At 70.8% G+C, this 21,697-nt stretch carries 19 protein-coding genes; 9 read left to right on the plus strand and 10 right to left on the minus strand.

Annotated features, from left to right (window positions below):
* Positions 1-57: 57 nt before the first annotated feature.
* Positions 58-507 (plus strand): DUF664 domain-containing protein, encoded by a 450-nt coding sequence (locus ACN27A_RS16115; protein WP_421454208.1) that lies wholly within the window; start codon positions 58-60, stop codon positions 505-507.
* Positions 508-1,023: 516 nt separating this feature from the next.
* The gene (locus tag ACN27A_RS16120; protein ID WP_421454211.1) at positions 1,024-1,278 is read left to right on the plus strand and encodes a hypothetical protein; all 255 of its coding nucleotides are present in this window, start codon (positions 1,024-1,026) and stop codon (positions 1,276-1,278) included.
* Positions 1,279-1,489: 211 nt separating this feature from the next.
* On the opposite strand, the gene ACN27A_RS16125 is transcribed toward ACN27A_RS16120, so the two are convergent.
* Positions 1,490-1,843 carry a hypothetical protein gene (locus tag ACN27A_RS16125; RefSeq protein WP_421454214.1) on the minus strand — a complete coding sequence of 118 codons (354 nt, stop codon included), beginning with the start codon at positions 1,841-1,843 and terminating at the stop codon, positions 1,490-1,492.
* Positions 1,844-2,488: 645 nt separating this feature from the next.
* On the opposite strand from ACN27A_RS16125, the gene ACN27A_RS16130 reads away from it, so the two are divergent.
* The gene (locus ACN27A_RS16130) at positions 2,489-3,859 is read left to right on the plus strand and encodes a pentapeptide repeat-containing protein (protein WP_421454217.1); all 1,371 of its coding nucleotides are present in this window, start codon (positions 2,489-2,491) and stop codon (positions 3,857-3,859) included.
* Between the two features lie 59 nt (positions 3,860-3,918).
* Here ACN27A_RS16130 and ACN27A_RS16135 read toward each other — a convergent pair whose 3' ends face one another.
* The 3 genes from ACN27A_RS16135 to ACN27A_RS16145 all read right to left on the minus strand — a co-directional run bounded on the left by ACN27A_RS16135 (position 3,919) and on the right by ACN27A_RS16145 (position 7,573).
* A complete protein-coding gene (locus ACN27A_RS16135; RefSeq protein WP_421454220.1) occupies positions 3,919-4,143 on the minus strand; it encodes a GntR family transcriptional regulator in 225 nt (74 codons plus the stop codon).
* Between the two features lie 703 nt (positions 4,144-4,846).
* Entirely contained in the window at positions 4,847-6,073 is a 1,227-nt protein-coding gene (locus tag ACN27A_RS16140) for a glycosyltransferase (RefSeq protein WP_421454223.1), read from the minus strand.
* A 90-nt stretch (positions 6,074-6,163) separates the two neighbouring features.
* Positions 6,164-7,573: a glycosyltransferase family 2 protein gene (locus tag ACN27A_RS16145; RefSeq protein ID WP_421454225.1), complete on the minus strand. Its 1,410-nt coding sequence runs from the start codon at positions 7,571-7,573 to the stop codon at positions 6,164-6,166.
* Positions 7,574-7,876: 303 nt separating this feature from the next.
* Between ACN27A_RS16145 and ACN27A_RS16150 the strand changes: the two genes are divergently transcribed.
* Together ACN27A_RS16150 and ACN27A_RS16155 are read left to right on the plus strand one after the other, a co-directional pair.
* Complete coding sequence (locus ACN27A_RS16150) at positions 7,877-8,272, plus strand: hypothetical protein (RefSeq protein WP_421454227.1); 396 nt, start codon at positions 7,877-7,879, stop codon at positions 8,270-8,272.
* On the plus strand, positions 8,265-8,675 hold the full coding sequence (locus tag ACN27A_RS16155; RefSeq protein WP_421454230.1) for a hypothetical protein: 411 nt from the start codon (positions 8,265-8,267) through the stop codon (positions 8,673-8,675). The genes ACN27A_RS16150 and ACN27A_RS16155 overlap by 8 nt, the downstream gene beginning before the upstream one ends.
* Positions 8,676-8,795: 120 nt before the next feature.
* Here ACN27A_RS16155 and fabG read toward each other — a convergent pair whose 3' ends face one another.
* The gene (gene fabG, locus ACN27A_RS16160) at positions 8,796-9,554 is read right to left on the minus strand and encodes a 3-oxoacyl-ACP reductase FabG (protein ID WP_421454232.1); all 759 of its coding nucleotides are present in this window, start codon (positions 9,552-9,554) and stop codon (positions 8,796-8,798) included.
* 112 nt (positions 9,555-9,666) lie between these two features.
* Between fabG and ACN27A_RS16165 the strand changes: the two genes are divergently transcribed.
* Positions 9,667-11,250 carry a DUF4139 domain-containing protein gene (locus ACN27A_RS16165; RefSeq protein WP_421454235.1) on the plus strand — a complete coding sequence of 528 codons (1,584 nt, stop codon included), beginning with the start codon at positions 9,667-9,669 and terminating at the stop codon, positions 11,248-11,250.
* 49 nt (positions 11,251-11,299) lie between these two features.
* On the opposite strand, the gene ACN27A_RS16170 is transcribed toward ACN27A_RS16165, so the two are convergent.
* The 3 genes from ACN27A_RS16170 to ACN27A_RS16180 all read right to left on the minus strand — a co-directional run bounded on the left by ACN27A_RS16170 (position 11,300) and on the right by ACN27A_RS16180 (position 16,062).
* Positions 11,300-12,952, minus strand: coding sequence for an alpha-amylase family protein (locus tag ACN27A_RS16170; protein ID WP_421454238.1), 1,653 nt, complete (start codon positions 12,950-12,952; stop codon positions 11,300-11,302).
* 61 nt (positions 12,953-13,013) lie between these two features.
* On the minus strand, positions 13,014-14,351 hold the full coding sequence (locus tag ACN27A_RS16175) for a peptidoglycan DD-metalloendopeptidase family protein (RefSeq protein ID WP_421454240.1): 1,338 nt from the start codon (positions 14,349-14,351) through the stop codon (positions 13,014-13,016).
* A gap of 118 nt (positions 14,352-14,469) precedes the next feature.
* Complete coding sequence (locus ACN27A_RS16180; protein WP_421454243.1) at positions 14,470-16,062, minus strand: class I SAM-dependent methyltransferase; 1,593 nt, start codon at positions 16,060-16,062, stop codon at positions 14,470-14,472.
* 456 nt (positions 16,063-16,518) lie between these two features.
* Here ACN27A_RS16180 and ACN27A_RS16185 point away from each other — a divergent pair, with 456 nt between their 5' ends.
* The 3 genes from ACN27A_RS16185 to ACN27A_RS16195 all read left to right on the plus strand — a co-directional run bounded on the left by ACN27A_RS16185 (position 16,519) and on the right by ACN27A_RS16195 (position 18,268).
* Positions 16,519-16,818 carry a hypothetical protein gene (locus ACN27A_RS16185; protein ID WP_421454245.1) on the plus strand — a complete coding sequence of 100 codons (300 nt, stop codon included), beginning with the start codon at positions 16,519-16,521 and terminating at the stop codon, positions 16,816-16,818.
* A 106-nt stretch (positions 16,819-16,924) separates the two neighbouring features.
* A complete protein-coding gene (locus tag ACN27A_RS16190) occupies positions 16,925-17,527 on the plus strand; it encodes a DUF1349 domain-containing protein (protein ID WP_421454248.1) in 603 nt (200 codons plus the stop codon).
* Positions 17,528-17,611: 84 nt separating this feature from the next.
* Positions 17,612-18,268 (plus strand): DedA family protein, encoded by a 657-nt coding sequence (locus tag ACN27A_RS16195; RefSeq protein WP_421454249.1) that lies wholly within the window; start codon positions 17,612-17,614, stop codon positions 18,266-18,268.
* Between the two features lie 290 nt (positions 18,269-18,558).
* Here the strand turns inward: ACN27A_RS16195 and ACN27A_RS16200 are convergent, their stop codons facing one another.
* Complete coding sequence (locus ACN27A_RS16200; protein WP_421454252.1) at positions 18,559-19,962, minus strand: chitinase; 1,404 nt, start codon at positions 19,960-19,962, stop codon at positions 18,559-18,561.
* Positions 19,963-20,201: 239 nt separating this feature from the next.
* Positions 20,202-21,626, minus strand: coding sequence for a carbohydrate-binding protein (locus ACN27A_RS16205; protein WP_421454254.1), 1,425 nt, complete (start codon positions 21,624-21,626; stop codon positions 20,202-20,204).
* Positions 21,627-21,697 lie beyond the last annotated feature (71 nt).

The following is a 21,697-nucleotide window of genomic DNA, read 5'->3' on the forward strand; positions in this document are numbered from 1 at the left end:
CTCCACCGTCGTCGCGTCACACCACGGTACCCGCGGCCATGCGCCACACCGGACCCTGTGCCGGATGTCGTCGGCGCGCCCGCGTTTTACCGTCGCGCCAGCCTCCACGCCGACACCACCATCGAAGCCCTCGCGCTCGACGACGTCGGCCGGGTGCCGTGGTGGGGCGATGCCACGGTCACGCTGCACCGCGTCCTGGTCCACGTCGTCGCGGAGACACAACGGCACGCCGGCCACGCGGACATCGTGCGCGAGCTGGTCGACGGCGCGGCTGGGCTGCTGCCCGGTAACGACAACCTGCCATCCGCTGACGAGCCGTGGTGGCGGGACCACCGCCAGCGGGTGGAGCAGGCTGCCCTCGACGCCGGCAACCGGCTAGGTTTCCGGCGCCCCCGGCAGGCGCACGATGGCGGCGATGAGGACCGGGCCGGCGCGGAGCAGCGGGGCGTCGTCGTGGGGGATGCCGTGGACGGTCACGCGAGGCGGTCCCGTCCCGAGGCGCGCTGAGGCTGTGGTTATGCGCTGAGCGCAGTGGGTGGTGAAAGTCAACCGCCGATGACGGACGACTGGGCCGCCAGCGGCAGGGGTGGGACGTGCAAGGTGTTCATGGGCGTCCCAGGCAGTGCCTGCATCAGTGGCGATGGTGCGATCCAAACGACCACCGGGTGCCCCTTCGGCGAGGTCCATCAGGTGACTTCCCGGGCAGGCTCACCCACCCGAAGGAGGAGGTTTTCGACATGGCGAGAGGCGTCCCGACCAGTCAAAGCGCACTCACCTGACCAGCACGGAGCGGGGGTGACTCGTGTTCGGCGCTTGTTCGGCAGTTTGTTCGGCGGCATCTGCCGAACGCGCGGGGCGGGATTTCAGTAATACCCGGGCGATACAGTCTCCGGACAAAGCGATCGGCCCGCATGAGTGGGTCAAGGCGGCGGATCCCCCGGGGTGCCACCCGGGGGGCCGCCTTGAACGGTCGCGTCCACCAATGTCCGAGCAAGGACCAGCTATCAGGAGGAACGAGACCAGGTGACCACGGTAACGAGAGAGATCGGGCAGGACCAGCCCGGGGGGCTGCTGAGCCCGGAGAACATCCCGATCTGGGCGCTTGTGCTGGTGGTGTTCGTGCCGGTCGGGGCGGTGCTTTGGATTGCCCTGGCGCACGGCCCGCAGATCGACGCCGTCGGGCAGGCCGCCATCGCCACGATCGGCGGGGTTGGTGTTGCTGCCATCAGCGCCATTACGGTGATGCTGCGGAGGCGGCCCAGCAGGAGGCGCACCTAGCCTGGAGCCGGGGCCGGACTTCATCTCCGGCCCCGGCTTCACCAACGTCATCATCATGCCGGGGTTGCCCGGGCCGGAGATTCCTCTCCGGCCCCGGAAGGCCTCCCGCCTAGCCAGGGCCGAACCAGAAGAAGAAGGTCCCTGGCCTGGGGAATTCGTTGGGCGACCGCCCAGCCCCGCCCAGGCAGCGGGCCAGGCGGCCAGGGAGGAGTCAGTTCCGGTTATCCAGCTCCTCCTGGATGCGGGCCGCCAGGTTGGCCCGCATCTTCTGGCCCTTCCTCAGGGCCTCTTCCGGCGTCTCGCCCAGGGCGTACAACTCCTCCTCGGGCACCAGGCCCTTCTCCGTGATGGGCCGGGGGAGGTTCTGCGAGCCGTCCATCCAGAGGCCGTACACCACCTCCGCTTTCACGTCCTCCGCCGTCTCCTCCATGAATGAGAGGTCTTCGCGGAGCTGGTCCGTGGACCGCATGGCAAGACCCTGTCGGCTCATCCTAGTTAGCTTCCGGTCCGCCCCCCAGGTCGTCCAGAGCGGCTTGGCTACGGAGATCACGATGGGATCGGTCATGCGGTCTGTCTCCTTCGGACGGTGCTGACACAGGCGGCCAGGGTATGGCCCGGCGGCCAGGAGAGAGGTGCCCTCTGGCCGCCGTGTCGGTGTGGATCTTGTTGTTCTTCTCTGGCCGGCTCCGTCCTGTCCCTTTGTCCCCGGACGGAGGGGAGTACTACGTAGCTCCCCTCCTCCCGGACAGGTGCAGCGGGAGCATCGACGCGTCGATGGTCGGGCTCCTGTACTCCTCACGCGCCAAGGGGCGTGCACGGCTGTAGTCCTGGAAGCGTCCGTACAGCACCCCCGACTTCAGCGTGTGGGTGACCCAGAAAGTGGCGGCCCTCGGACAGAAGGGCTGCCTGCTCTCCGCACTCCGGTCACGTAAAGCGCACGCCCTCAGGGCGGGAGGTAAACTCCAACACCCGGTCACGGGCAGCAATGAAAGTGCGCAGCTTCTCTAGGTGCGCCAGATTTAATCGACGTGATGAGCGCATTGGAAAGGCGGATTGCCAACCTTAAGCGTGGTGGGCTAGTAAATCGAACTGGCTTGCAAGAGTTGCCCGCTCCGCCAAACGACACGCATGCGGAGATACCTCCACCGCCCGCTGTGGACGAACTGACGTTAGCTAGACCGATATTGTGCTCTTGCGCGATAATCTAGGGATGTCCGAACGTCCCCCGTGGTACGAGCGCGTTAAGCCGATTATGGCTTTACGTAAGCGTTGGTCTGAGCGTGCTGCTGACGAGGCGAAAATGCAGATGCAGGGCAAGAAGCCAGAGAAGACCCCGAAGCCGCGAACCTACAAGCCCATTCATATAGCAACTTTGCTAATCCTGTCGATCGCTGCGCTTATAGTCACGGGTTTCGCAGCATGGCTGATGTGGGATGCAGCAAAGGTTCCGGCGAGTCTTCCCAGCTCGCCGGAACTTGCCGTTCGTGAGGCGCAGCTTCGCGTTGACGTTATCCGCAACATCCTCGCTGTGGGCGCTGGAACCGGTGGCCTTATCGCTCTCTTTCTTGCCCTACGGCGTCAGTACGTCAAAGAGCGTGTAGACCATGCCGACCAGGAGTACAAAAACCGGATCGCAGAAGATACAAAGCATGATGCCGCGGAAAAGCGGGTTACTGAGCTTTACGTGAAGGCTGCTGAACAACTAGGTTCGGAGAAGGCTGCGGTTCGCTTGGCTGCGCTCTACGCACTTGAACGTGTTGCCCAGGACAACTCTGAACACCGACAAACAATTGTGGATTTGATCTGTGCCTACCTCAGGATGCCCTACGACGTGCCGCAGCATGACGGGATTCGGCATGTCAATGGGAAGCGCGACGAGGAAGACGAGAAGCGTCACCATGAACTTCAGGTTCGGTTAGCGGCGCAGAAGATTCTGACAAGACACCTGAGGTATTCGGAGATTGTTGGTGAGGGCCGTTCTCGCAGGGCCGCTGGGTCACCGGCATTTTGGTCGGGAATTGATGTGGATCTCACCGGCGCTGCTTTGACCCACGTCAACTTTGGAGGTTGTGCGGTCGCCTCTATCAACATGAGTCGGGCTAGAGTATTCGGGCGGTCCGAGTTCTCCGAGTTCTTCTGTCAAGAATCGGGGGTCTTTTCGCAGATGAGGTTCGGTGGCACCGCAAATTTTACAAGCGCGGTCTTCGACGGCTTCATCTGTGAGGGATCCCGCTTTGATGGAGAGGCGATTTTTCACACAGCTAGGCTGACCTACAGCCACTTCATTGGTGTGGCCTTCAATAGGGTGGTGTCCTTCAGCGGGGCTAGAGCGTTTGTGTGGGAATTCCAAGGGGCCCGAGCGGCAGTGGATGTGCCTGGCAATCATAGCTGGCCAAGAGATTTCACCCTTAGCGATGAAGCCGAGGAGGGCTTCGGGGAGGTTCTCAAGACGACCGATCGCGGATGGTGGGAGGATGACTCAGAAGAACCCAAGGTCAGCCCTATGACCCTTGCGCGATCCGAAGACGACGGCCCTGGCCTCGAAGAGAAGATTCCGGATCCCGAGTCACAGGAACAGTAATTCCCTATGTGTGCCGGTCATGCCGGCCTTTGCTGGGCCGGCATGACCGCTAGCCCTGTCTACTCGGGCCCGGCGACAAACACGCCCTGTCCCTGTTGCCCGTAAACTAGATTTCGGGCGTGCAGCTCTTTGACGGCGCGATACGCAGTTGAGCGAGCAACGTTGTAAAGCTCTCCGATCTCAGAGACGGACGGCAACTGGTGGCCAGGCGGGAACTCGCCTGACCTGATTTTTCGCTCGATGTCGTCGGCAACGCGCCGGTAGTGCGGTGGTCTGGTGGGCATGATCAGCTCTCCTGGACTTCAGCAGTGATCATGCTTCCAGCCCGGACGTGACCAGGACAAGCCGACAACCCAGCGAAGTAGAGACAGTGAGAACTTGACTACAGTGAGACAGTGGATACAGTGAGACAGTGGTCGGTTGCTCCTGGACTTCAGCAATCCGAGGGCTTCCGGTCGTTCCGCCGTGGGGGAGCACGACGCACGGACTCTGCCCCCTGCGGCGGCCTACCTGTGATCACTCGGGAGAGGTGCCCGCTATGCCGATCGATGAGCCGGTCTCCACAGCGCGGGAAATCTTTGAAGTTCATCGCATCCTGGGCGTTCACTGGTCTTCCTCGCCTGTTCGGCCGTGGCGAGCAGGCGGATGCATACAGTGTCAAGACTCGTACACCTGCTCCCAGCTTGATTGGGCTTTGGAGCGCTACGCACACTTTGCGTCGATCATGTTGCAGAAGCGGTGACCTGCCATAGCCCAAGATCAACTCAGCGTGCGTCCTCCTGATGAGTGGGGGCCTGTCGTCAACTGCCCACTTCGCGCGGTGGTCAGGGTGGCGGCTGGTTCGGCCGCGCGCCGCTTGCTTCCCGGCGGCGCCCGGCCGGCACGTGCCCACCCCCGCCGCCGGGTCGTCGCGGACCATCCGCCGGTGACATGCCGTCGCGCCGGGTCTCCTCCTGTCCGGACGGCGCTCCGGGAAGGTCGGGCGCCTCAGCTCCCTAGGGTGGTGGTCAACCGCTCCGCGGCGAGCTGGGCTCCGTCGGTGCTGATGGCGTCGGCGAACGTCCGGGCGCGGGCGGCCACCTCGGGCCGCAGCGCGGCGCTGAGGGCCGCGGTCAGCGACTCGACGGTCGGTACCGCGCCGGAGTGCGCGCCGCCGATGCCGAGCGCGGACACGCGGCGCGCGAAGTAGTGCTGGTCGTAGACCTGCGGGATGACGACCTGCGGCGTCCCGGCCCGCGCGGCCGTGGTCGTGGTGCCCGAGCCGCCATGGTGGACCACCGCGGCCACCCGCTTGAACAGCTCCTGCTGGTTCACCTCGCCGACGACCAGGCAGTCGGGCGCCCGGACGGCCAGCGAGAGGGGCGCCCAGCCCCGGGAGACGACCAGGCGGCAGCCGACCGCGCGCACCGCCTGGACGGCCGTCTCCAGCAGGCCCGGGGGTGCGGCGACACTGCCGAATCCGACGTAGACGCACGGCTCGTCGCTGGCGTCCAGGAAGGTCGTCAACTCGGGCGGCAGCGCCCGCTCGTCCGGCAGGAGCCAGGCGCCCGGTTGGTAGACGGTCCGGTCGGCGGCGTCCGGCCAGGGCGCCAGCGTCCGGTCGACCGCCAGCCACGGCTGGTCGGTGTGGATGTGGGCGCTGACGTCCTCGACCGGAACCAGTCCGATCGTCGCCCGGAGCGCGTTGAGCGGCGCGCCGAAGGTGTCGTTGACGTGCCGCTGGTTGGCGGCCCACAGCTCGCGGTTGTCCGCGGACGCGGGCGCGGGCACCTCCCCGAGGGCGGGCAGCGGCAGCGGAGCGTGGTGTGGTGAGGGAAGGGCCGCCGGGCAGAACGCCGAGAAGACGTACGGTATGCCCCGCCTCTCCGCCACGGTGCGGGCGGCGATCTGGAGGCCGGTCGACGCGACGACGGCGTCGCAGTCCCGGGCCGCCGCCGACAGCACCTCGAACTGGATGCCGATGGAGGACTCCGCCAGCTGGCGCACCTGCGCCGGCGACGGGCGGGGTACGGCGGCCCGCGGCCTGGGTGCCGCCGACCTGCGCCAGGGCGGACCGACGGGCACGAAGGGGATCTTGAAGGTGGCCACCCACCGGGCGAAGTCCGGTGGGGCGCAGAGGCGAACCTGCAGACCGAGAGCTTTCAACCGCGATGCCAGCGCCACCAGTGGTTGGACGTCGCCGCGTGACCCGAGGGTCGACAACAGTACGCGCATGATGCTCGCCTTTCCGGCTGTAGCGACGGATCCGGGCACGGTGCAGCGAGCCGGGACCCGCACGTCGGGCCCGGCCGCACCGTCGATCTGCTACCTCGCCGGGGGACGCCCCGGCGCCTGTGCCGTGGGTCGTGCCCGGGCGGGAACCTGGCCGGGCACCCGGCGCGTGACGCCGGCCACGGGCTGGCGGGCCCGTAGCGTCAACACGTCACCGAGCCCCTCGACCGCGCGCAGCTCGGCCACGTACTCGGCGGCCTGCGCCTGGCGCAGGTAGTCCAGCGTCCGCGGGTCGGCGGCGCACATTCCCGGCGTCGCGTCGGCGGTGGCGACCAGGTGGACTTCGCCGGCCAGCTGCACCGAGGCGGAGATGAACTGGCAGAGCTCCGGCCACAGCAGGTACCGCCAGAAGTCGACGCTCACCACCGCGTCCATGCTGCCCGCCGGCATGGGTGGGGCCACGCCGAGCAGGTGGAAGTTGGCCGGCCCGACGGGAGCGGAGTAGTCGTAGGTGAGCGCCGAGGCGGGCAGCCTGGCCTCGGCGCGGCCGGTGCCGATCCAGAGCGCCTTGGGTCCCCGCAACTTGCCGGCGAGGCGCGCGACGGCGGGCCCGATGGCGCAGGCCGAGTGCTCGACGCACTCGTCGACGAGCGACCGGTAGTACAGGATCCGCCGGATCGCCTCGTACCCCATGACCGCGGTGAGGAACTCCCATTCGAGGCAGGGGTACAACCTGGCCGCCTGCTGGAAGTTGGCCTTCATCTCCATCCAGTTGCGGGTGATGTTCTTGTGGTGCGGCAGGTGGACGACCCGGGCCTCGTCGTCGTAGCCGAAGTTGACCCCGTCCGGCAGGCTCCGGTCCACGCGGTAGAACAGCTCGACGTCCTCCACGCCGTAGCTGAGACCGAACGCCTCGCGGTAGCCACCGACCTTCGTGAAGAGCGCGGTGGAGAGCGAGATGTTGTGCGTGTAGGCGATCACCCAGCCGGCCCGCAGCCAGTCGCCGCCGTCGTCCGGGAGTCCCGTCGCGAACCGCAGGTCGCCACCGTGCGGGAAGGCACGCGCGATCGTGTCCGACTCGCCGGCCAGCACGGCCGGGAGGTCCGCGAGGCCTATCTCGTCCCGCCGGCCGATCAGCACCGCCGCGTTGCCGGGCGTGCCGTGCCACGCCAGGTGCCTCTCCAACAGGTCGGGCACGGCCCACGAGTCGGCGTCGAGGAAGACGAGCAGGGGTGCGGTGGCAGCCCGTGCCCCCTCGTTGCGGGCGGTGGAGCGGCCCTTGCGCCGGGGGAGTTCCACCACGCGCAGGCGGAGGCCGGCACCTTCGGCGAGGGCCTCGGCGTACCCGTCGGACGATCCACCGTCCCGGACCACGATCACTTCGAAGCGCTCCGGCGGCAGCGTCTGCCGGGTCAGCGCCCGCAGGGTCAGCGCGAGGCACTGCGGATCCTGGTAGGTCGGCATCACCACGCTCAGCGCCGGGGGGATGGTGGGCAGCGACATGGCGATCCTCTCCGTCAGACGAACGTGCCGTCCGAGTGTGGCGACGATGGCCCGAGAATAACGGTCCGCGACGTTCCGCTTACCCGTGAGTAGGGGTCGATAGGGGTACCCCACTGTCCTTTGACGACATTCGTCGCCGCCTCGGCGGAACACGCTCCCACACCCGCCGGCCCGACGCCGTCGGGCCACCGGGAGCCGGGACGGACGGAGGGTGGACCCCTGACAGGAGGCGGCGGGTGACGGGGTGTACTACGCGGGTTAGTAGGCTGTGCCGGTGACCGAGACACACCCCGGACGACCCCGATGACCAGCGCGGCGTCGGCGGGTTCGCCGGTGGACGGGCTCCTCGCGACCGCCTCGATCGTGCTGTCGCTCCTCGTCGCCGCATGGGCGCTGGTGGCGACGCTGCGGCACCGCGCACCGGACCGCGTGCAGTTCGCCGGCCTGGCCGTGCTGGAGGTGGCGCTGCTCGCGCTCGCGGCGGTGGCGCTGGTGGCCATCAGCGGCGGCGAGCGGCCGGGCGAACCGGGGGCCTTCTTCGGGTACGTCGCCACGGTGGTCTGCCTGCCGCCGCTGGCCTGGGTGCTGGCCCGGATGGAGCCGACGCGCTGGGGCTCGGCGATCGTCTGCGCGGTCTGCCTGGTCACGCCGGTGGTCGTCGTACGGCTCCAGCAGACCTGGGAGGTGCTCGGTGGCTGACGTACGCGCCCCGGAGGCGACGCGGACCAACGCCGGCCCGGGGCGGCTGCTGATCGCGGTCTACCTGCTCTTCGCGATCGCCGCGACGAGCCGCGCGGGCCTCCAGATCGCCACGAAGTTCGACGAGGCGCCCGTGGCGTACCTGCTCTCGGCCCTCGCCGCGGCCATCTACATCGTCGCGGCGGTGGGGCTGGCCCGCGCCGGCGCCGCCGGCCGGCGCGTCGCCCTCGCGTGCTGCGCCGTGGAGCTGGTCGGGGTGCTCGGCGTCGGGGCCCTCAGCCTCGCCGACCCGGAGCTCTTCCCCGACGAGACGGTCTGGTCGCAGTTCGGCAGCGGGTACGGCTACATCCCGCTGGTCCTGCCGGTGCTCGGCCTGCTCTGGCTCTGGCGCACCCGCCCCTGACCCCGCCCTCGCCGCCCTCAGGATCGGCGTCGATCATGCAGTCATGGCGCCCGTTACGGCCACTTTCACCGCTTTCGCCGGGCACCACAACTGCATGATCGACGGCATCGGGGGTTGGGGTCAGGACTTGGGGCCGCCGGCCACGTAGATCACCTGGCCGGAGACGAAGGAGGCGCCCTCGCTGGCCAGGAACGAGATGGTGTGCGCGACGTCCTCGGGGCGGCCGACCCGGCGTACCGCGATCTCCGACTCGGCGTGCTTCTGGAGCGCCTCGAAGTCGACCTTCATCCGGGCGGCGGTGGCGGCGGTCATGTCGGTGACGATGAAGCCGGGCGCGACCGCGTTGACGGTCACCCCGAACGGGCCCAGCTCGATGGCGAGGGTCTTGGTGAAGCCCTGGAGGCCGGCCTTCGCGGCGGCGTAGTTCGCCTGGCCCCGGTTGCCCAGCGCCGAGGTGCTGGAGAGGTTGACGATCCGGCCCCACTTCGCCTCGACCATGTGCTTCTGGGCGGCCTGGCTGAACAGGAACGCGCCGCGCAGGTGCACGCCCATGACCGTGTCCCAGTCGGCGTCGGTCATCTTGAACAGCAGGTTGTCGCGGAGCACGCCGGCGTTGTTGACCAGCACCGTCGGGGCGCCCAGCTCGGCGGCGACCCGCGCCACGGCCGCCTCGACCTGGGCCCGGTCGGACACGTCCGCGCCGACGCCGAGCGCCCGGCCGCCGGCCGCCACGACCGCGTCCACGGTCTCCTTCGTCGCCGACTCCTCGATGTCGACCACGGCGACCGCGAGGCCGTCGGCCGCCAGCCGCCGGGCGGTGGCCGCCCCGATCCCCCGCGCCGCGCCCGTGACGATGGCGACCCGCTGCTCCTCCGACATGCCTACCTCCCGGTAACTTACGCTCGATCGAAGGAGCTTAACCCAGCCGTACGCCGACGCCGGCCCGGCGCGGGACGCCGGTCACGAGCATCGCCCGGCTACTCTCGCCGCCGTGGAGGCAGTGGAGATCGAAGCACCCGTCGTCGGGGTCACCGTCTATCCGGACCGGGCCCGGGTCACCCGCCGGGGCAGCACCCGGTTGGCCGCCGGAGAGCACCGCGTACGCGTCGCACCGTTGCCGATGGGCCTGCGGCGGGACTCGCTGCGGGTCGGCGGGCGGGGCGCCGCCACCGTGCTCGGCGTGGACGTCACGACGTGGCGGCAGCCGCGCAGCACCGACGGGCAGGTCCACGAGCTGGAGCAGCGGAGCCGGGAACTGGCCGACGCGCTGGCCGAGGTCGACGACGCGTGCGAGGTCGAGACGCAGCGGGGGCAGTTCCTCACCCGGCTGGCCGACCGGGCCGGCGGCACGTACGCCCGCGCGCTGGCCTCCGGTGACGCCGCCCCGACCGACGTGGCCACCTTCGCCGACTCGGTCGCCGGTCAGCTCGCCGACTCCCAGCGCCGCCGTCGCGCGCTGGCCCGGCAGCGTACCGACCTGACCGAGGAGCTGGCGGCCGTCGAGCGGCAACTGGACGCCACGCGCGGCAAGCGGAGACCGGACCAGCTGGTCGCCGAGGTCACCGTGTCGGTGGACGCCGACGACGACGAGCTGGACCTGGAGCTGAGCTACCTGATCGACGGGGCCCGCTGGCAGCCCTCCTACGACCTGCGGCTGGTCGACGACACCATGACCGTCACCTGGTTCGGGCTGGTCAGTCAGGACACCGGCGAGGACTGGCCGGAGTGCGTACTCGAACTCTCGACGGCCCGGCCGGCGGCGGCGACCCGCGTACCCGAGCTGACGCCCTGGTATCTCGACCGGCTCCGGCCGGTGCCCCCGCCGATGCCGAGGGCGGCCAGCTTCGGCGCGATGCCGGCCCCCGCGGCGCCCGCCGGTCCGCCCGCCGGGGCCGTGGCCCGGTCCGGCGCGCCGCGCCCCGAGATGCGCGAGAGCGTGGCCACCGTCGAGCAGGGGGTCACGGCGGCCACCTACCGGCCGGCCCGCCCGGTCGCGGTGCCGGCGGACGGCAGCGCCCACCGGGCCACCATCGCCGTGCTGGAGCTGCCTGCGCGGCTGGACCACGTGACGGTGCCGGTCCGCGCGACCGAGGCGCACCTGCGTGCGACGGTGCGCAACACCTCGTCGCACACGCTGCTCCCCGGCCCGGCGGCGGTCTTCCACGGCGCCGACTTCGTCGCGGCCACCCGGCTGCCGGTGTGGGCGCCCGGCGAGGAGACCGAGCTGGCGCTCGGCGTGGACGACCGGGTACGGGTGGAGCGGAAGCTGGGCCGGCGCGCCGACACCCGGGCCACGCTCGGCTCGACCCGGCGGCGGGACGTGGAGTACCGGATCAGCGTGGCCAACCACACGCCCCGGCCGGCGAGCGTGGAGGTGCGCGACCAGCTGCCGGTGTCCCGGGACGAGGCGGTGGTCGTGCGGGAGTCCACCCTCGTCCCGCCCCCGGCCGAGCGCACCGAGCTGGGCGAGCTGACCTGGCGGCTCCAGCTCGGGCCGGGCGAGAGCGGCGAGATCGCCATGGGTTTCCGGGTCGAGATCGCCAAGGGGGTCGAGCTGGCCGGCTGGCGGGAGTGACCGGCCGTCCGCCCGGGTGGGGCGGACGGCCGTCGACGCGGCGGCCGGGTCAGAGGCCGCGACCCCGGCAGAGGCGGATCCACCGGTAGCCGTAGCCGGCCACCTTGAGCCGGTCCAGCTTGCCGACGTCGCCGTAGTTGCGGTCCGCGAGGACGTCGATGGGCAGGTCCGCCTCCGGCTCCAGCATGCTGAGGTCCACCTCGGCGTCGGTGGTGCCGAGGTTGTGCAGGAAGAGCATCGTGCCGGTCCGCCCGTCGGCCCGGTGCGCCAGCACGCCCGGCGGCATCGCCACGTCGACGTGGGTGGTGGAGCCCGAGCCCACCTCGGGGGCCTCGCGCAGCGTACGGATCATCCGCTCGAACCAGGCGAGCAGCGACTTCTGGTCGCTGCGCTGGGCGGTCACGTTGACCTTCTCGTACGAGAACTCGCCCTTGTCGATCACCGGGCGGATCAGCTTCTCCGGGTCGGCCGTGGAGAAGCCGGCATTCGGCTGGTAGGACCACTGCATCGGGGTGCGGATCGCCTCCCGGCCGGGCAGCGACAGGTCCTCCCCCATGCCGATCTCCTCGCCGTAGCGCAGCACCGGCGTGCCCCGCAGCGAGAACTGCAACGCGTACGCCAGCTCGATGCGGCGGCGGTCGTTGCCGAGCATCGGGGCGAGCCGGCGGCGGATGCCCCGGTCGTAGATGCGCATGTTCTCGTCGGGGCCGAACTGCTCGTACACCTGGTTGCGCTGTTCGGCGGTGAGCCGGGAGAGGTCGATCTCGTCGTGGTTGCGCAGGAAGGTGGCCCACTGCCCGCCCTCGGGCAGCGCCGGGGTGTCCCGCAGCGCCTCGATGATCGGCTCCGGGTCCTGCCGGGCCAGGGCCAGCATCAGCCGCCCGTTGAGCATGAAGTCGAAGAGCATGTGCAGGCGGTTGCCGGAGCCGCCGCTGTCGGCGAAGAAGGTCGGCAGCTGGTCGGGCTCGACGTTGGCCTCGGCGAGCAGGACGGCGTCGCCCCGGCGCCACTGCACGTGCTGGCGCAGCTCGGTGAGGAACTCGAAGTCCTTCGGCGAGTTCGGGTTGCCCGGCTCGGTCAGCTCGATGATGAACGGCACCGCGTCCATCCGGAAGCCGGAGACGCCGAGCTGGAGCCAGAACGAGACGATCTTCTTGATCTCCTCGCGGACGGCGGGGTTCGTGAAGTTCAGGTCCGGCTGGAACTTGTAGAACCGGTGGTAGTACCAGGCCTTGGCGGTCCGGTCGTAGGTCCACGTCTCGTGCTGCTCGCCGGGGAAGACCATGCCCTGGTGCCGGTCGCTCGGCTCGTGGTCGGCCCAGACGTACCAGTCGCGGTACGGCGAGTCCGGCGAGGAGCGGGCGGACTGGAACCACGGGTGCTCGTTCGACGTGTGGTTCACGACCAGGTCGATGATGACCCGGATGCCGCGGTTCTGCGCCTGGTGCAGCAGTTCCGCGAAGTCGCCGAGGGTGCCGAAGCGCGGGTCGATGTTGTAGAAGTCGGTCGCGTCGTACCCGTCGTCGCGGTTGGGCGACGGGTGGATGGGGTGCAGCCACAGGCAGGTCACGCCCAGCCGGGCGAGGTAGTCCAGCCGGCCGATGAGCCCCCGGATGTCGCCGACGCCGTCGCCGTCGGAGTCCGCGTACGTGTCGATGTCGAGGCAGTAGACGACCGCCTCCGAGTACCACCTGTCAGCCATGCCGGGCTAATGTCTCCGATCCCGGCTTCCCGCAAACACCGGGGCCCGGCGGGCGCGCCCGTCAGGTGGCGATGTCGACGTCGCCGACCTGCCCGCCGCCGGCCATCGTCAGCCACCCGGCGTAGATGCCCTGCTTGGCGAAGAAGTTCCCGCCGCCGATGAACGCGAACCAGTCGTCGCCGCCGACCGCGACGTCGCTGACCTGCCCACCCTCGGCCAGGGTGAGCCACCCGCCGTTGATGCCGTCCTTGGCGTAGAAGTTTCCGCCCTGCACCCAACCGATCCGGTTACCCGAGAGCACCACCTTCGTCGCCCCGCCCGAGTTCACCGCCTGCCACGACGAGTACGCGCCATCCTTCGCGTACAACACCCCCGCCGAGTTCACGAACGCGAACCGGTCACCACTGACCGCGATGTCCCGCACCTGCCCGCCCCCGGCCAGCGTCAACCACTGCCCGTAGACACCCTCCTTGACATAGAAGTTGCCGCCCTGCACCCAACCGATCCGGTTACCGGACAGCACCACCCTCGTCGCCCCACCCGAGTTCACCGCCTGCCACGACGAGTACAGGCCGTCCTTCGCGTACAACACCCCCGCCGAGTTCACGAACGCGAACCGGTCACCACTGACCGCGATGTCCCGCACCTGCCCGCCCCCGGCCAGCGTCAACCACTGCCCGTAGACACCCTCCTTGACATAGAAGTTGCCGCCCTGCACCCAACCGATCCAGTTGCCGGAGAGCACCACCTTCGTCGCCCCGCCGGCGTTGACCGCCTGCCACGACGAGTACGCGCCATCCTTCGCGTACAACACCCCCGCCGAGTTCACGAACGCGAACCGGTCGGGAGCGGCCCCGGCCGGCGTCAGGTCCGGGAACGGAAGGTTGATCGGCGCGCCCTTGGTCACCGTGGCGCCGCAGGCGTACGCCGGGGCGATGTTGTGGACCGCGCCGTTGCGGCGGATCTCGAAGTGCAGGTGCGGGCCGGTCGAGTTGCCGGTGCTGCCGACGTACCCGAGCACCTGCCCCTGCCCGACCTGCTGCCCGAGCGCGACCGAGGCCGGCTGCACCATGTGCAGGTAGCGGGTCTGGTAGCCGCCGGCGTGCGAGAGCGTCACCGAGTTGCCCCCGCCGGAGGTCCAACCGGCGAACGCGACAGTGCCCGGATAGGCGGCCCCGATCGCCATCCCGGCGTTCCCCGCGACGTCCACCCCGTAGTGGTCGCTGTCGGTGGCGCCGCACCTGTTCGACAACACCCCCGTGACCCGCCCGCCCACCGGCTGGATCATGGCCCCGGTCTGCGCGGCCGCCGGCTGCGCCGGCACGAGCGCAAGTCCGCACAGGACCGCCGCGGCCACCGTCAGCGCCCGCAGCCGCCTACCCGCTGTCTCCTTGCCCACGCCATGCCTCGCGATCTCATCGGCATCGATACAACTGCGCAGACAAGATAGACGAGGCGGTCGCCGGCGTCCTCGCCGCGCCCGTGCCGCGGCGGCGGGGACGTCCGGGCCGGGGCCGTCAGGTGTTGACCGGGCGGCGGGCGATCAGGCGTACGTGGGTGACGGGCCAGTCCAGCGGCTCGCCGGTCGGCGTGCTGAGGGCGGCCACCGGGGCGAGGCGGTTGGTGACGATCCAGTCGTTGCGGGACGTCGCGCTCGCGGGGTCGATCTCGAAGCCGACGTCGGTGAGCAGCGACTTCCAGTCGGCGTACTCCAGGCCGCAGAACTGTTCCTGCGTCTCCGACAGCCAGTTGTCGGTGTAGTCCTTGCGGGTGAGGAAGTCCATCGCCGCGCCGAGGGTCAACTCGACCACGCCGTCCGCCCCGTCCACCGGGCGGTACGCGAACGGGAACCGGTAGTCGACCGCGAACTGGTCCAGCCGGGCCCGGGTCGACAGCGCGTCGACGTACGCCGTCACCTCACCGGGCGGCAGGGCCGCCAGGTCGGCACGCGGCGTCGGCGGGTTGACGCCGTCCGTCGTGGCCAGGCGCAGGTGCACGGTCCGGTCCCGGCCGTCCGGCCCGCACACGTCGCTGTTGATCCACACCCCGCCGGGCACGGTGTGGTCGTAGAGGGCCTGCACGAACCGGCGCAGCGAGGCCATTTGCTCGCCGTACGACCAGATCTCGTGGGTCAGTGCGAAGGTCATCGTGGTGTCCACCGAGCGCGGCGCGAACACCGCCCCGCCGAGCACGTTGCGCCGGTAGAAGAAGACGTTCGGGTTGGCGAAGACGCCCTGCGCCTTCTTGTGGACGCACTCCTCGAACAGGTGCCGGGCCACCTCGACGCCGATCAGGTCGCTCTCCCGCAGGGCCGGCTCCCGGTCGGCCAGTTCCAGGACGGCGCCCGCGCCGCAGCCGACGTCGACGATCCGGCCCGGTCGCACGTGCTCGCGGACCGCGTCCCACTTGCGCTGCGCGGCGTCGCTGAACGCCTCGGCGTACGTCCGGTAGTCGCGGGTGGCGGTCAGTCCACCCTCGTCGCCGACCACCGGGTCGTTCACGACCGAGCGGACCAGGTCGTCGAGCCGGTAGCGGCGGTACACGTCGACGGTGGCCGGGTGGGTGAGGTCCCGCCACGACGGGTCGTCGTCGGCCAGCCGCAGCAGGACGTCCCACGGCCGGACCGGTGCCGGCTCGACGTCGGCCTCGACCCCGGCGATCCGGAAACCGAGCCGTTCGTACATCGCGGCGACCTCCGGCGTGGAGCAGGCGACCACCGTGTCCGCCGGGGTCAGCTCCAGCCCGGTGGACGCCGCGACGGTCTTCAGGGTCACCTCGGCGAACCTGTCGGTCGGTACGGTGTCGAACACCGGCACCACCACCGACCGGAGCCCGGCGAGCACGCTGAACCGTTCGATCGCCGCCTCCCGCCGGTGGTACGGGACCGGGTTGCGCCGGGTGTTCTCGTGGTTGGCCGAGGTGACCGCCCACACCACGGTCGCCCCGCCGGCGTCCTCGCTCCCGGTCGCCCCTCCCGCGTCCTCGCTCCCGGTCACGCCGTCACCGTCGGCGAGGGGGTCGTCGCCCTGCGCCGCGAGCTGCCGGAGGTACCCGGCCTGGAAGCGGGTCAACAGGTGGTGGCGGCCGGGAAAGAGCAGGTAGCGGGGCATGGCACGTTCCTAGCCGATGCCCCGCGCGCGGTGCGCGGCAGGGTGGGTGGCATCCACCCGGCTGCGGGCCGGGAGCCCTCGGCGGAGAACGGGGACCGCCGTGGGACCGCCCGCCGCTACATTGGAGACATCAGCAGTCAACGATCTGGGCGCAGCCCGTCCGGAGCCGGCTCCGCGTCGCGCAGCCCGGACTGGGCCGCGGTTGGCGCGATCGCCGGTGTGGCGGCCACCGTGCTCACCCTGCTCACGTACGTGCTGCCACGGGAGCCCTCCGTGCCGCCGCCGGCCCCCGGAGCCGGAGCGGGGCCGTCAGCGGGGCCCGACCCGACCACGTCCGCCCAGGCCAGGCCCGACCGGACCCCGCCGGACCGGACGACAACGCCCACCGCGGACGCCACGAAGGACCCCCCCGTCACCAGGACGCCGCGGCCGCCCGCCCCGGGTCGACTGCCGTCGTTGGCGCCGCTGCACCCGGCCGGCTGTGCGGAGGCGCTCGCCGTCGTCGACCGCTTCTACCGGACCGCGGGTTCGACCAGGCAGAGCCGGCAGGCCGCCGCCACGACCGCGTACCAGGGCATGATGGGCGCGAGCCTCCAGGCCGAGGGCGGCGTCCACCAGGCCACGGTGGCACTGTCGCAGGACTTCTCCGAGCTGCGCTTCATCCTGTCGGGCATGGTCGCGAGCGACTACGAGGTGGTGCAGGCCAGGACGGACCGCGACGCCCAGCACCTCCGGGACGTGTGTGACGCCGGCTGACGGCACCGCCACGCGACACCGGGCGCGGTCACCCGGGCCGGCAGCCACCCGATTGCGACCGGCCCGTGCCGGCGTCCGGACGGGCCACGGCGGTACGGTCGCCGGCATGGGTGACGCGGAGCGACCGGTCGACTGGGCCGAGGGTGAGTGGTGGAACGAGCCGGTGGGGGTCGAGAACGGGCCGGCGGGCGAGTTGCTCGTGCAGCCGGCCGAGGGCAGTGACCTGTGGCGGCACACCTCGTACGGCTTCGTCCACGACGACGCCCCGGCGCTGCTCGCGCCGCTGCCCGCCGGCGAGGCGATGGAGGTCACCTTCGTGCTCGACTACGGCGAGCAGTTCGACCAGGCCGGCGTGCTGGTGCGGGTGGACGACCGGAACTGGGTCAAGGCCGGGGTGGAGGTCAGCGACGGCGAGCCGCAGGTGGGCGCCGTGGTGACCCGGGACGTCTCCGACTGGTCGGTCGCCGGCGTGCCGAGGTGGGCCGGGCGGGAGGTGACCGTCCGGGTCAGCCGCGACGGGGACGCGCTCACCGTACGGGCCCGCGCCGACGACGAGCCGTGGCGGCTGGTGCGGCTCGCACCGCTGGCCCCCGACGCGGTGGCGACGGCCGGGCCGTACTGCTGCTCCCCCACCCGGGCGGGCCTGCGGGTCCGGTTCACCGGCTGGCGGCGCGGGCCGGCCGACGCGGCGCTGCACCCGGAGGGATGAACCGGGTGGCCCGACTCACGGGCAGGTGTGGCGGCCGGACCGCAGGGTAGATGCCTCTGATCGGGCCCGGCCGAAAGGATCGCAATGGCACTCGCCGAGAACGTCGACCCGACCGAACTCGGCGGCCTGACCGGGTGGGTGGCGGGGGTGATCGACGCCGCCGGCGCCGTCGGCGTCGCCCTGCTGGTCGCCCTGGAGAGCATCATCCCGCCGATCCCGAGCGAGATCGTGCTGGCGATGGCCGGCTACCTGGCCAGCGAGGGACGGTTCAACGTCGTCCTGGTGGGGCTCGCCGCCACCGCCGGCTCCCTGGGCGGGGCACTCGTCCTCTACTGGCTGGGCGCGGCGGCCGGCGAGGACCGGCTCAAGCGCTGGCTCGACCGGCTGCCCCTGGTCGACCTGGACGACCTGGAGAAGGCCGACCGCTGGTTCGAGCGACACGGCCGGTGGGCGGTGCTCTTCGGCCGGATGATGCCGGTGGTCCGCAGCCTGATCTCCATCCCCGCCGGGGCCAACCGGATGCCGCTGCCGGAGTTCATCGTGTTCACCACGCTGGGCAGCGGCATCTGGAACGCGCTCTTCGTCGGCCTGGGCTACGCGCTCGGCTCCCGCTGGCAGCAGATCGAGCAGTACAGCAAGTGGTTCGACTACAGCATCATCGCCGTCTTCGTCGTGATGATCGCCTGGTGGGTGATCAAGAAGACCCGCCGCCGCCGCGCCCACGCCGACGCCACCCCTTGACTCCCCGCCCCGCCGCACCAACCCCACCCCACCCCACCGCGCCCCGCCCCACCCCGCCCCGCGCCGCCCCGCGCCGCGCCGATCATGCAGTTGTGGTGCCGAAAATGACCGCATCAGCGGCTTATGCGGACCACCACAACTGCATGATCGACCCCGTTGAGCGGGCTCACGCGGGGTGAACCCTGTTGAGCGGTTTCACGCGGAGAGGGGCGGGACGGCGGGGAGAGGGCTGGAGGGGCGGGGCGGCGCGGCGGGGAGCGGGGAGCAGGGTCAGGAAGGGACGGGAGGGGTCAGGGGAGGGTGTCCAGGTGGGGGGCCACCGTGCGGGCGAAGGTGTTGCCGTTGCTCACGTCCCAGTTGACCGACCAGGTCATCGCGCCACGGATGCCCGGGTAGGTGCGCGGCGGGCGGAAGCTGCCGCAGTTGGTGCCCCGGGCCAGGCAGTCCAGCGCCGCGTTGACCACGCTGGGCGCGACGATGCCGCCGCCGGCCGCCCCGGGACCGGCCGGCAGGCCGAGGCCGACCTGGTCCGGGCGGAGCCCGGCCTCCAGCTGGATGCAGGTCAGCGCGACGATGAAGTTCACCGTCCCCTGGGCGTACGCGGCGTTGCGGTCGCAGCCCAGCATCGCCCCCGAGTTGTAGAACTGGGTGTTGACGACGGTGAGGATGTCCTTGATGTCGAGCGCCAGCTTGAAGTAGCTGGTGGCCGGCGACTGCATGTCGATGGTCTGCGGGGCCATCGCGATGATCAGTCCGGCGCCCACCTTGGCCCGCAGCGAGCGCAGCGCTTGGGCCATGTAGGTCGGGTTGAGCCCGTTCTCCAGGTCGATGTCGACGCCGTCGAAGCCGTACCGCTGGATCAGCGCGTGGACGCTGTCGCTGAAGGCGGCGGCGGAGGCGGCGTCGTTGACCGCCACCCGGCCGGTCTCGCCGCCGACGGAGATGATCACCTTCTTGCCCCGGGACTGGAGGGTCCGCACGTCGGCGGAGAAGTCGGCGTCGGTGTAGCCGCCGAGGGCGGCGGACAGGCCGGGGTCGATGGCGAAGGCGACCGCACCGGGGGTGGCGGTGGCGTCGGCGAAGGCGACCGCGACGACGTCGTACTCGGCCGGCACGTCACGCAGCCGCAGCTCGACGGCCGGGTTGTCGAAGTTGTGCCAGTACCCGGTGAGGATGTGCTTCGGCAGGCCGGTGTTCGGCGGCGGGCTCGTCGGGGGCGGCGTGGTCGGTGGCGGGGTGGTCGGGGGTGCGGTCGTCGGCGGTGCGGTGGTGGGCGGCGCGGTGGTGGGGCTGGTGCCGCCGCCGCACGCCGTGCCGTTGAGCTGGCAGTTGGTGGGCGAGCCCGGCCCGGCGGCGAGGAAGCCGAACGAGACCGAGGCGCCCGGGGCGAGGCGACCGTTCCAGGACCGGTTGGTGAACGTGTGCCGCTGACCCGACGAGGTCAGCAGCGCGTCCCAGTAGCTGCCGAGAGTGGTGCCGGCCGGCAGGTCGAAGGCGACGGTCCAGCCGTCGACGGTGGACCCGCCGCCGTTCGTGATCGTGTACTTCCCCTCCCAGCCCGATCCCCAGTCGGACGTCTTGACGAAGCTGGCGGTCACCCCGGCGGCGAATGCGGGCATCGCCACCCACACCGCGCCGAGCGCCGCCACCACCGCTGTGACCAGCGAGAACACCAGAGATCTAGGTCTTTTCACGACACCCTCCACACCCGGACGCCATCCATCGGCATCGACATTGACGCCCATTATTAGGAGTGTTAACTGTTTCTGTCCAGAGCAGGCCGACGGGAGCCCCCGGCGACGGCCGGGGGCTCCACGGGACTCAGCGGGCAGGAGCGGGCTCAGCGGGCAGGAGCAGGCTCAGCGGGCAGGAGCAGGCTCAGCGGGCAGGAGCAGGCTCAGCGGGCCGAGCAGCCCCAGCGGGCCGAGCAGGCTCAGCGGCGGAAGGTGAACCAGTTGACGTTGACGAAGTCGGCGGGCTGCCCGCTGCTGAAGGTCAGGTAGACCGTCCGGCGGCCGGTCGGGCCGGCGACGTTGCCGGGAACCGAGCGCCAGCTCTGCCAGCCACCGGTGTTCCCGATCGCGAAGCTGCCGATCGTCGGGCCGGTCGGGCTGTCCAGCCGCACCTCCACCAGGCCGCTGACCCCGCTCGCCGCGCCGGAGGCGACGCGGGCGACGAAGTCGCGTGGCGGGGTGGCCCCGAACTCGACGTTGTCGAACCGCACCCAGTCGCCGTTGCGCAGCGCGCCGATGTTCTGCCCGCCCTCGGCGCACGCCTCGACGAGCACCCCGTTCTGCGCGTTGAACGACTCCGCCTGGATCGTCGCGTACGCGTCGCGCACCCCACCGGGCGGCGGCGTCGTCGGCGGCGGGGTCGTGGGCGGAGGCGTGGTGCCGCCACCCCGGCTGTACACCGCCACGTAGTCGACGAGCATCGGACGGCCGGGGACGGTGGCGGCGGTCGGCGTGGCGCCACCGGCCACCCCGTTCGGGAAGGCCCCGCCCATCGCCACGTTGAGCAGCAGGAAGTAGCCGGCGTGGCTGGTCATCTGCGACCAGTACGGCTCGCCGACCCGGGACTGGCTGACCGAGTGGTAGAGCTGGCCGTCGACGTACCAGCGCAGCTGCTGCGGGCTGGCCGAGGCGTCCCACTCGAACCGGTACGTGTGGAAGGCCGACTGGCAGGTGCTGCCGGGGCAGGCCCGGGACGCGCCGATGCCGTTGAACTCGTCGCACGGCCCGCCGGGGGCCACGCCGCAGTGCAGTACGCCCCATACCGAGTTGATGCCGTTGACGTTCTCCATCACGTCGAACTCGCCGATGCCCGGCCAGTTCTGGTAGTTGCCCCGGTACGGCGAGCCGAGCGCCCAGAACGCCGGCCAGTAGCCGGACGCCTGGGCCCCGGTGACGTTGGGCATCTGGATGCGGCCCTCGATGGCCAGCACGCCGCCGGACGGCGGCTTGAAGTTGCTGCGCACGGTCTCGATCCGGGCCGAGGTCCAACGGCCCGAGGCGTCGCGCAGCGGGGTGATCCGCAGGTTGCCGCCGCCGTCGTGACTGACGTTGGCGGTGCTGTTGGTGTACGTCTGGATCTCCCCGGTGCCCCAGTTCGGCGGGCCGCCGGGATAGCTGGTGCCGGTGTCGATGATCCAGTTGCCGGCGGACGGCAGCGTGCCGGCCGCACCGGTGAAGTCGTCGCTCCACACCAGGCTCCAGCCGGGCGCGGGAGCCGGGACGGCGGCGTTCGCGGTCACGGTGGTGCCGACCAGTGCGGTCGCGGCGGCGGTGAGGAGGGTCAACGCCAGGGTCAGCCGGCGTCGCGGGGGCAGGGCGGCGGGCGCCGCCGGGGCATGTGTCATTGACGTGCCTCTCTGCGGGAACGGGCGAGAGAGCGCTCTCTCAGGAGTTGTACGTGCCGGCTCCGCAGATG

This window comes from Micromonospora sp. WMMD737 (assembly GCF_049179055.1).
Lineage (GTDB): Bacteria > Actinomycetota > Actinomycetes > Mycobacteriales > Micromonosporaceae > Micromonospora > Micromonospora reichwaldensis.

Excerpts from the sequence above, each read along its gene's own strand:
- ACN27A_RS16125 (WP_421454214.1), bottom strand. The coding sequence starts at position 1,843 with ATGACCGATCCCATCGTGATCTCCGTAGCCAAGCCGCTCTGGACGACC.
- ACN27A_RS16130 (WP_421454217.1), top strand. The coding sequence starts at position 2,489 with ATGTCCGAACGTCCCCCGTGGTACGAGCGCGTTAAGCCGATTATGGCT.
- ACN27A_RS16135 (WP_421454220.1), bottom strand. The coding sequence starts at position 4,143 with ATGCCCACCAGACCACCGCACTACCGGCGCGTTGCCGACGACATCGAG.
- ACN27A_RS16140 (WP_421454223.1), bottom strand. The coding sequence starts at position 6,073 with ATGCGCGTACTGTTGTCGACCCTCGGGTCACGCGGCGACGTCCAACCA.
- ACN27A_RS16145 (WP_421454225.1), bottom strand. The coding sequence starts at position 7,573 with ATGTCGCTGCCCACCATCCCCCCGGCGCTGAGCGTGGTGATGCCGACC.
- ACN27A_RS16150 (WP_421454227.1), top strand. The coding sequence starts at position 7,877 with ATGACCAGCGCGGCGTCGGCGGGTTCGCCGGTGGACGGGCTCCTCGCG.
- fabG (WP_421454232.1), bottom strand. The coding sequence starts at position 9,554 with ATGTCGGAGGAGCAGCGGGTCGCCATCGTCACGGGCGCGGCGCGGGGG.
- ACN27A_RS16170 (WP_421454238.1), bottom strand. The coding sequence starts at position 12,952 with ATGGCTGACAGGTGGTACTCGGAGGCGGTCGTCTACTGCCTCGACATC.
- ACN27A_RS16180 (WP_421454243.1), bottom strand. The coding sequence starts at position 16,062 with ATGCCCCGCTACCTGCTCTTTCCCGGCCGCCACCACCTGTTGACCCGC.
- ACN27A_RS16190 (WP_421454248.1), top strand. The coding sequence starts at position 16,925 with ATGGGTGACGCGGAGCGACCGGTCGACTGGGCCGAGGGTGAGTGGTGG.
- ACN27A_RS16195 (WP_421454249.1), top strand. The coding sequence starts at position 17,612 with ATGGCACTCGCCGAGAACGTCGACCCGACCGAACTCGGCGGCCTGACC.
- ACN27A_RS16205 (WP_421454254.1), bottom strand. The coding sequence starts at position 21,626 with ATGACACATGCCCCGGCGGCGCCCGCCGCCCTGCCCCCGCGACGCCGG.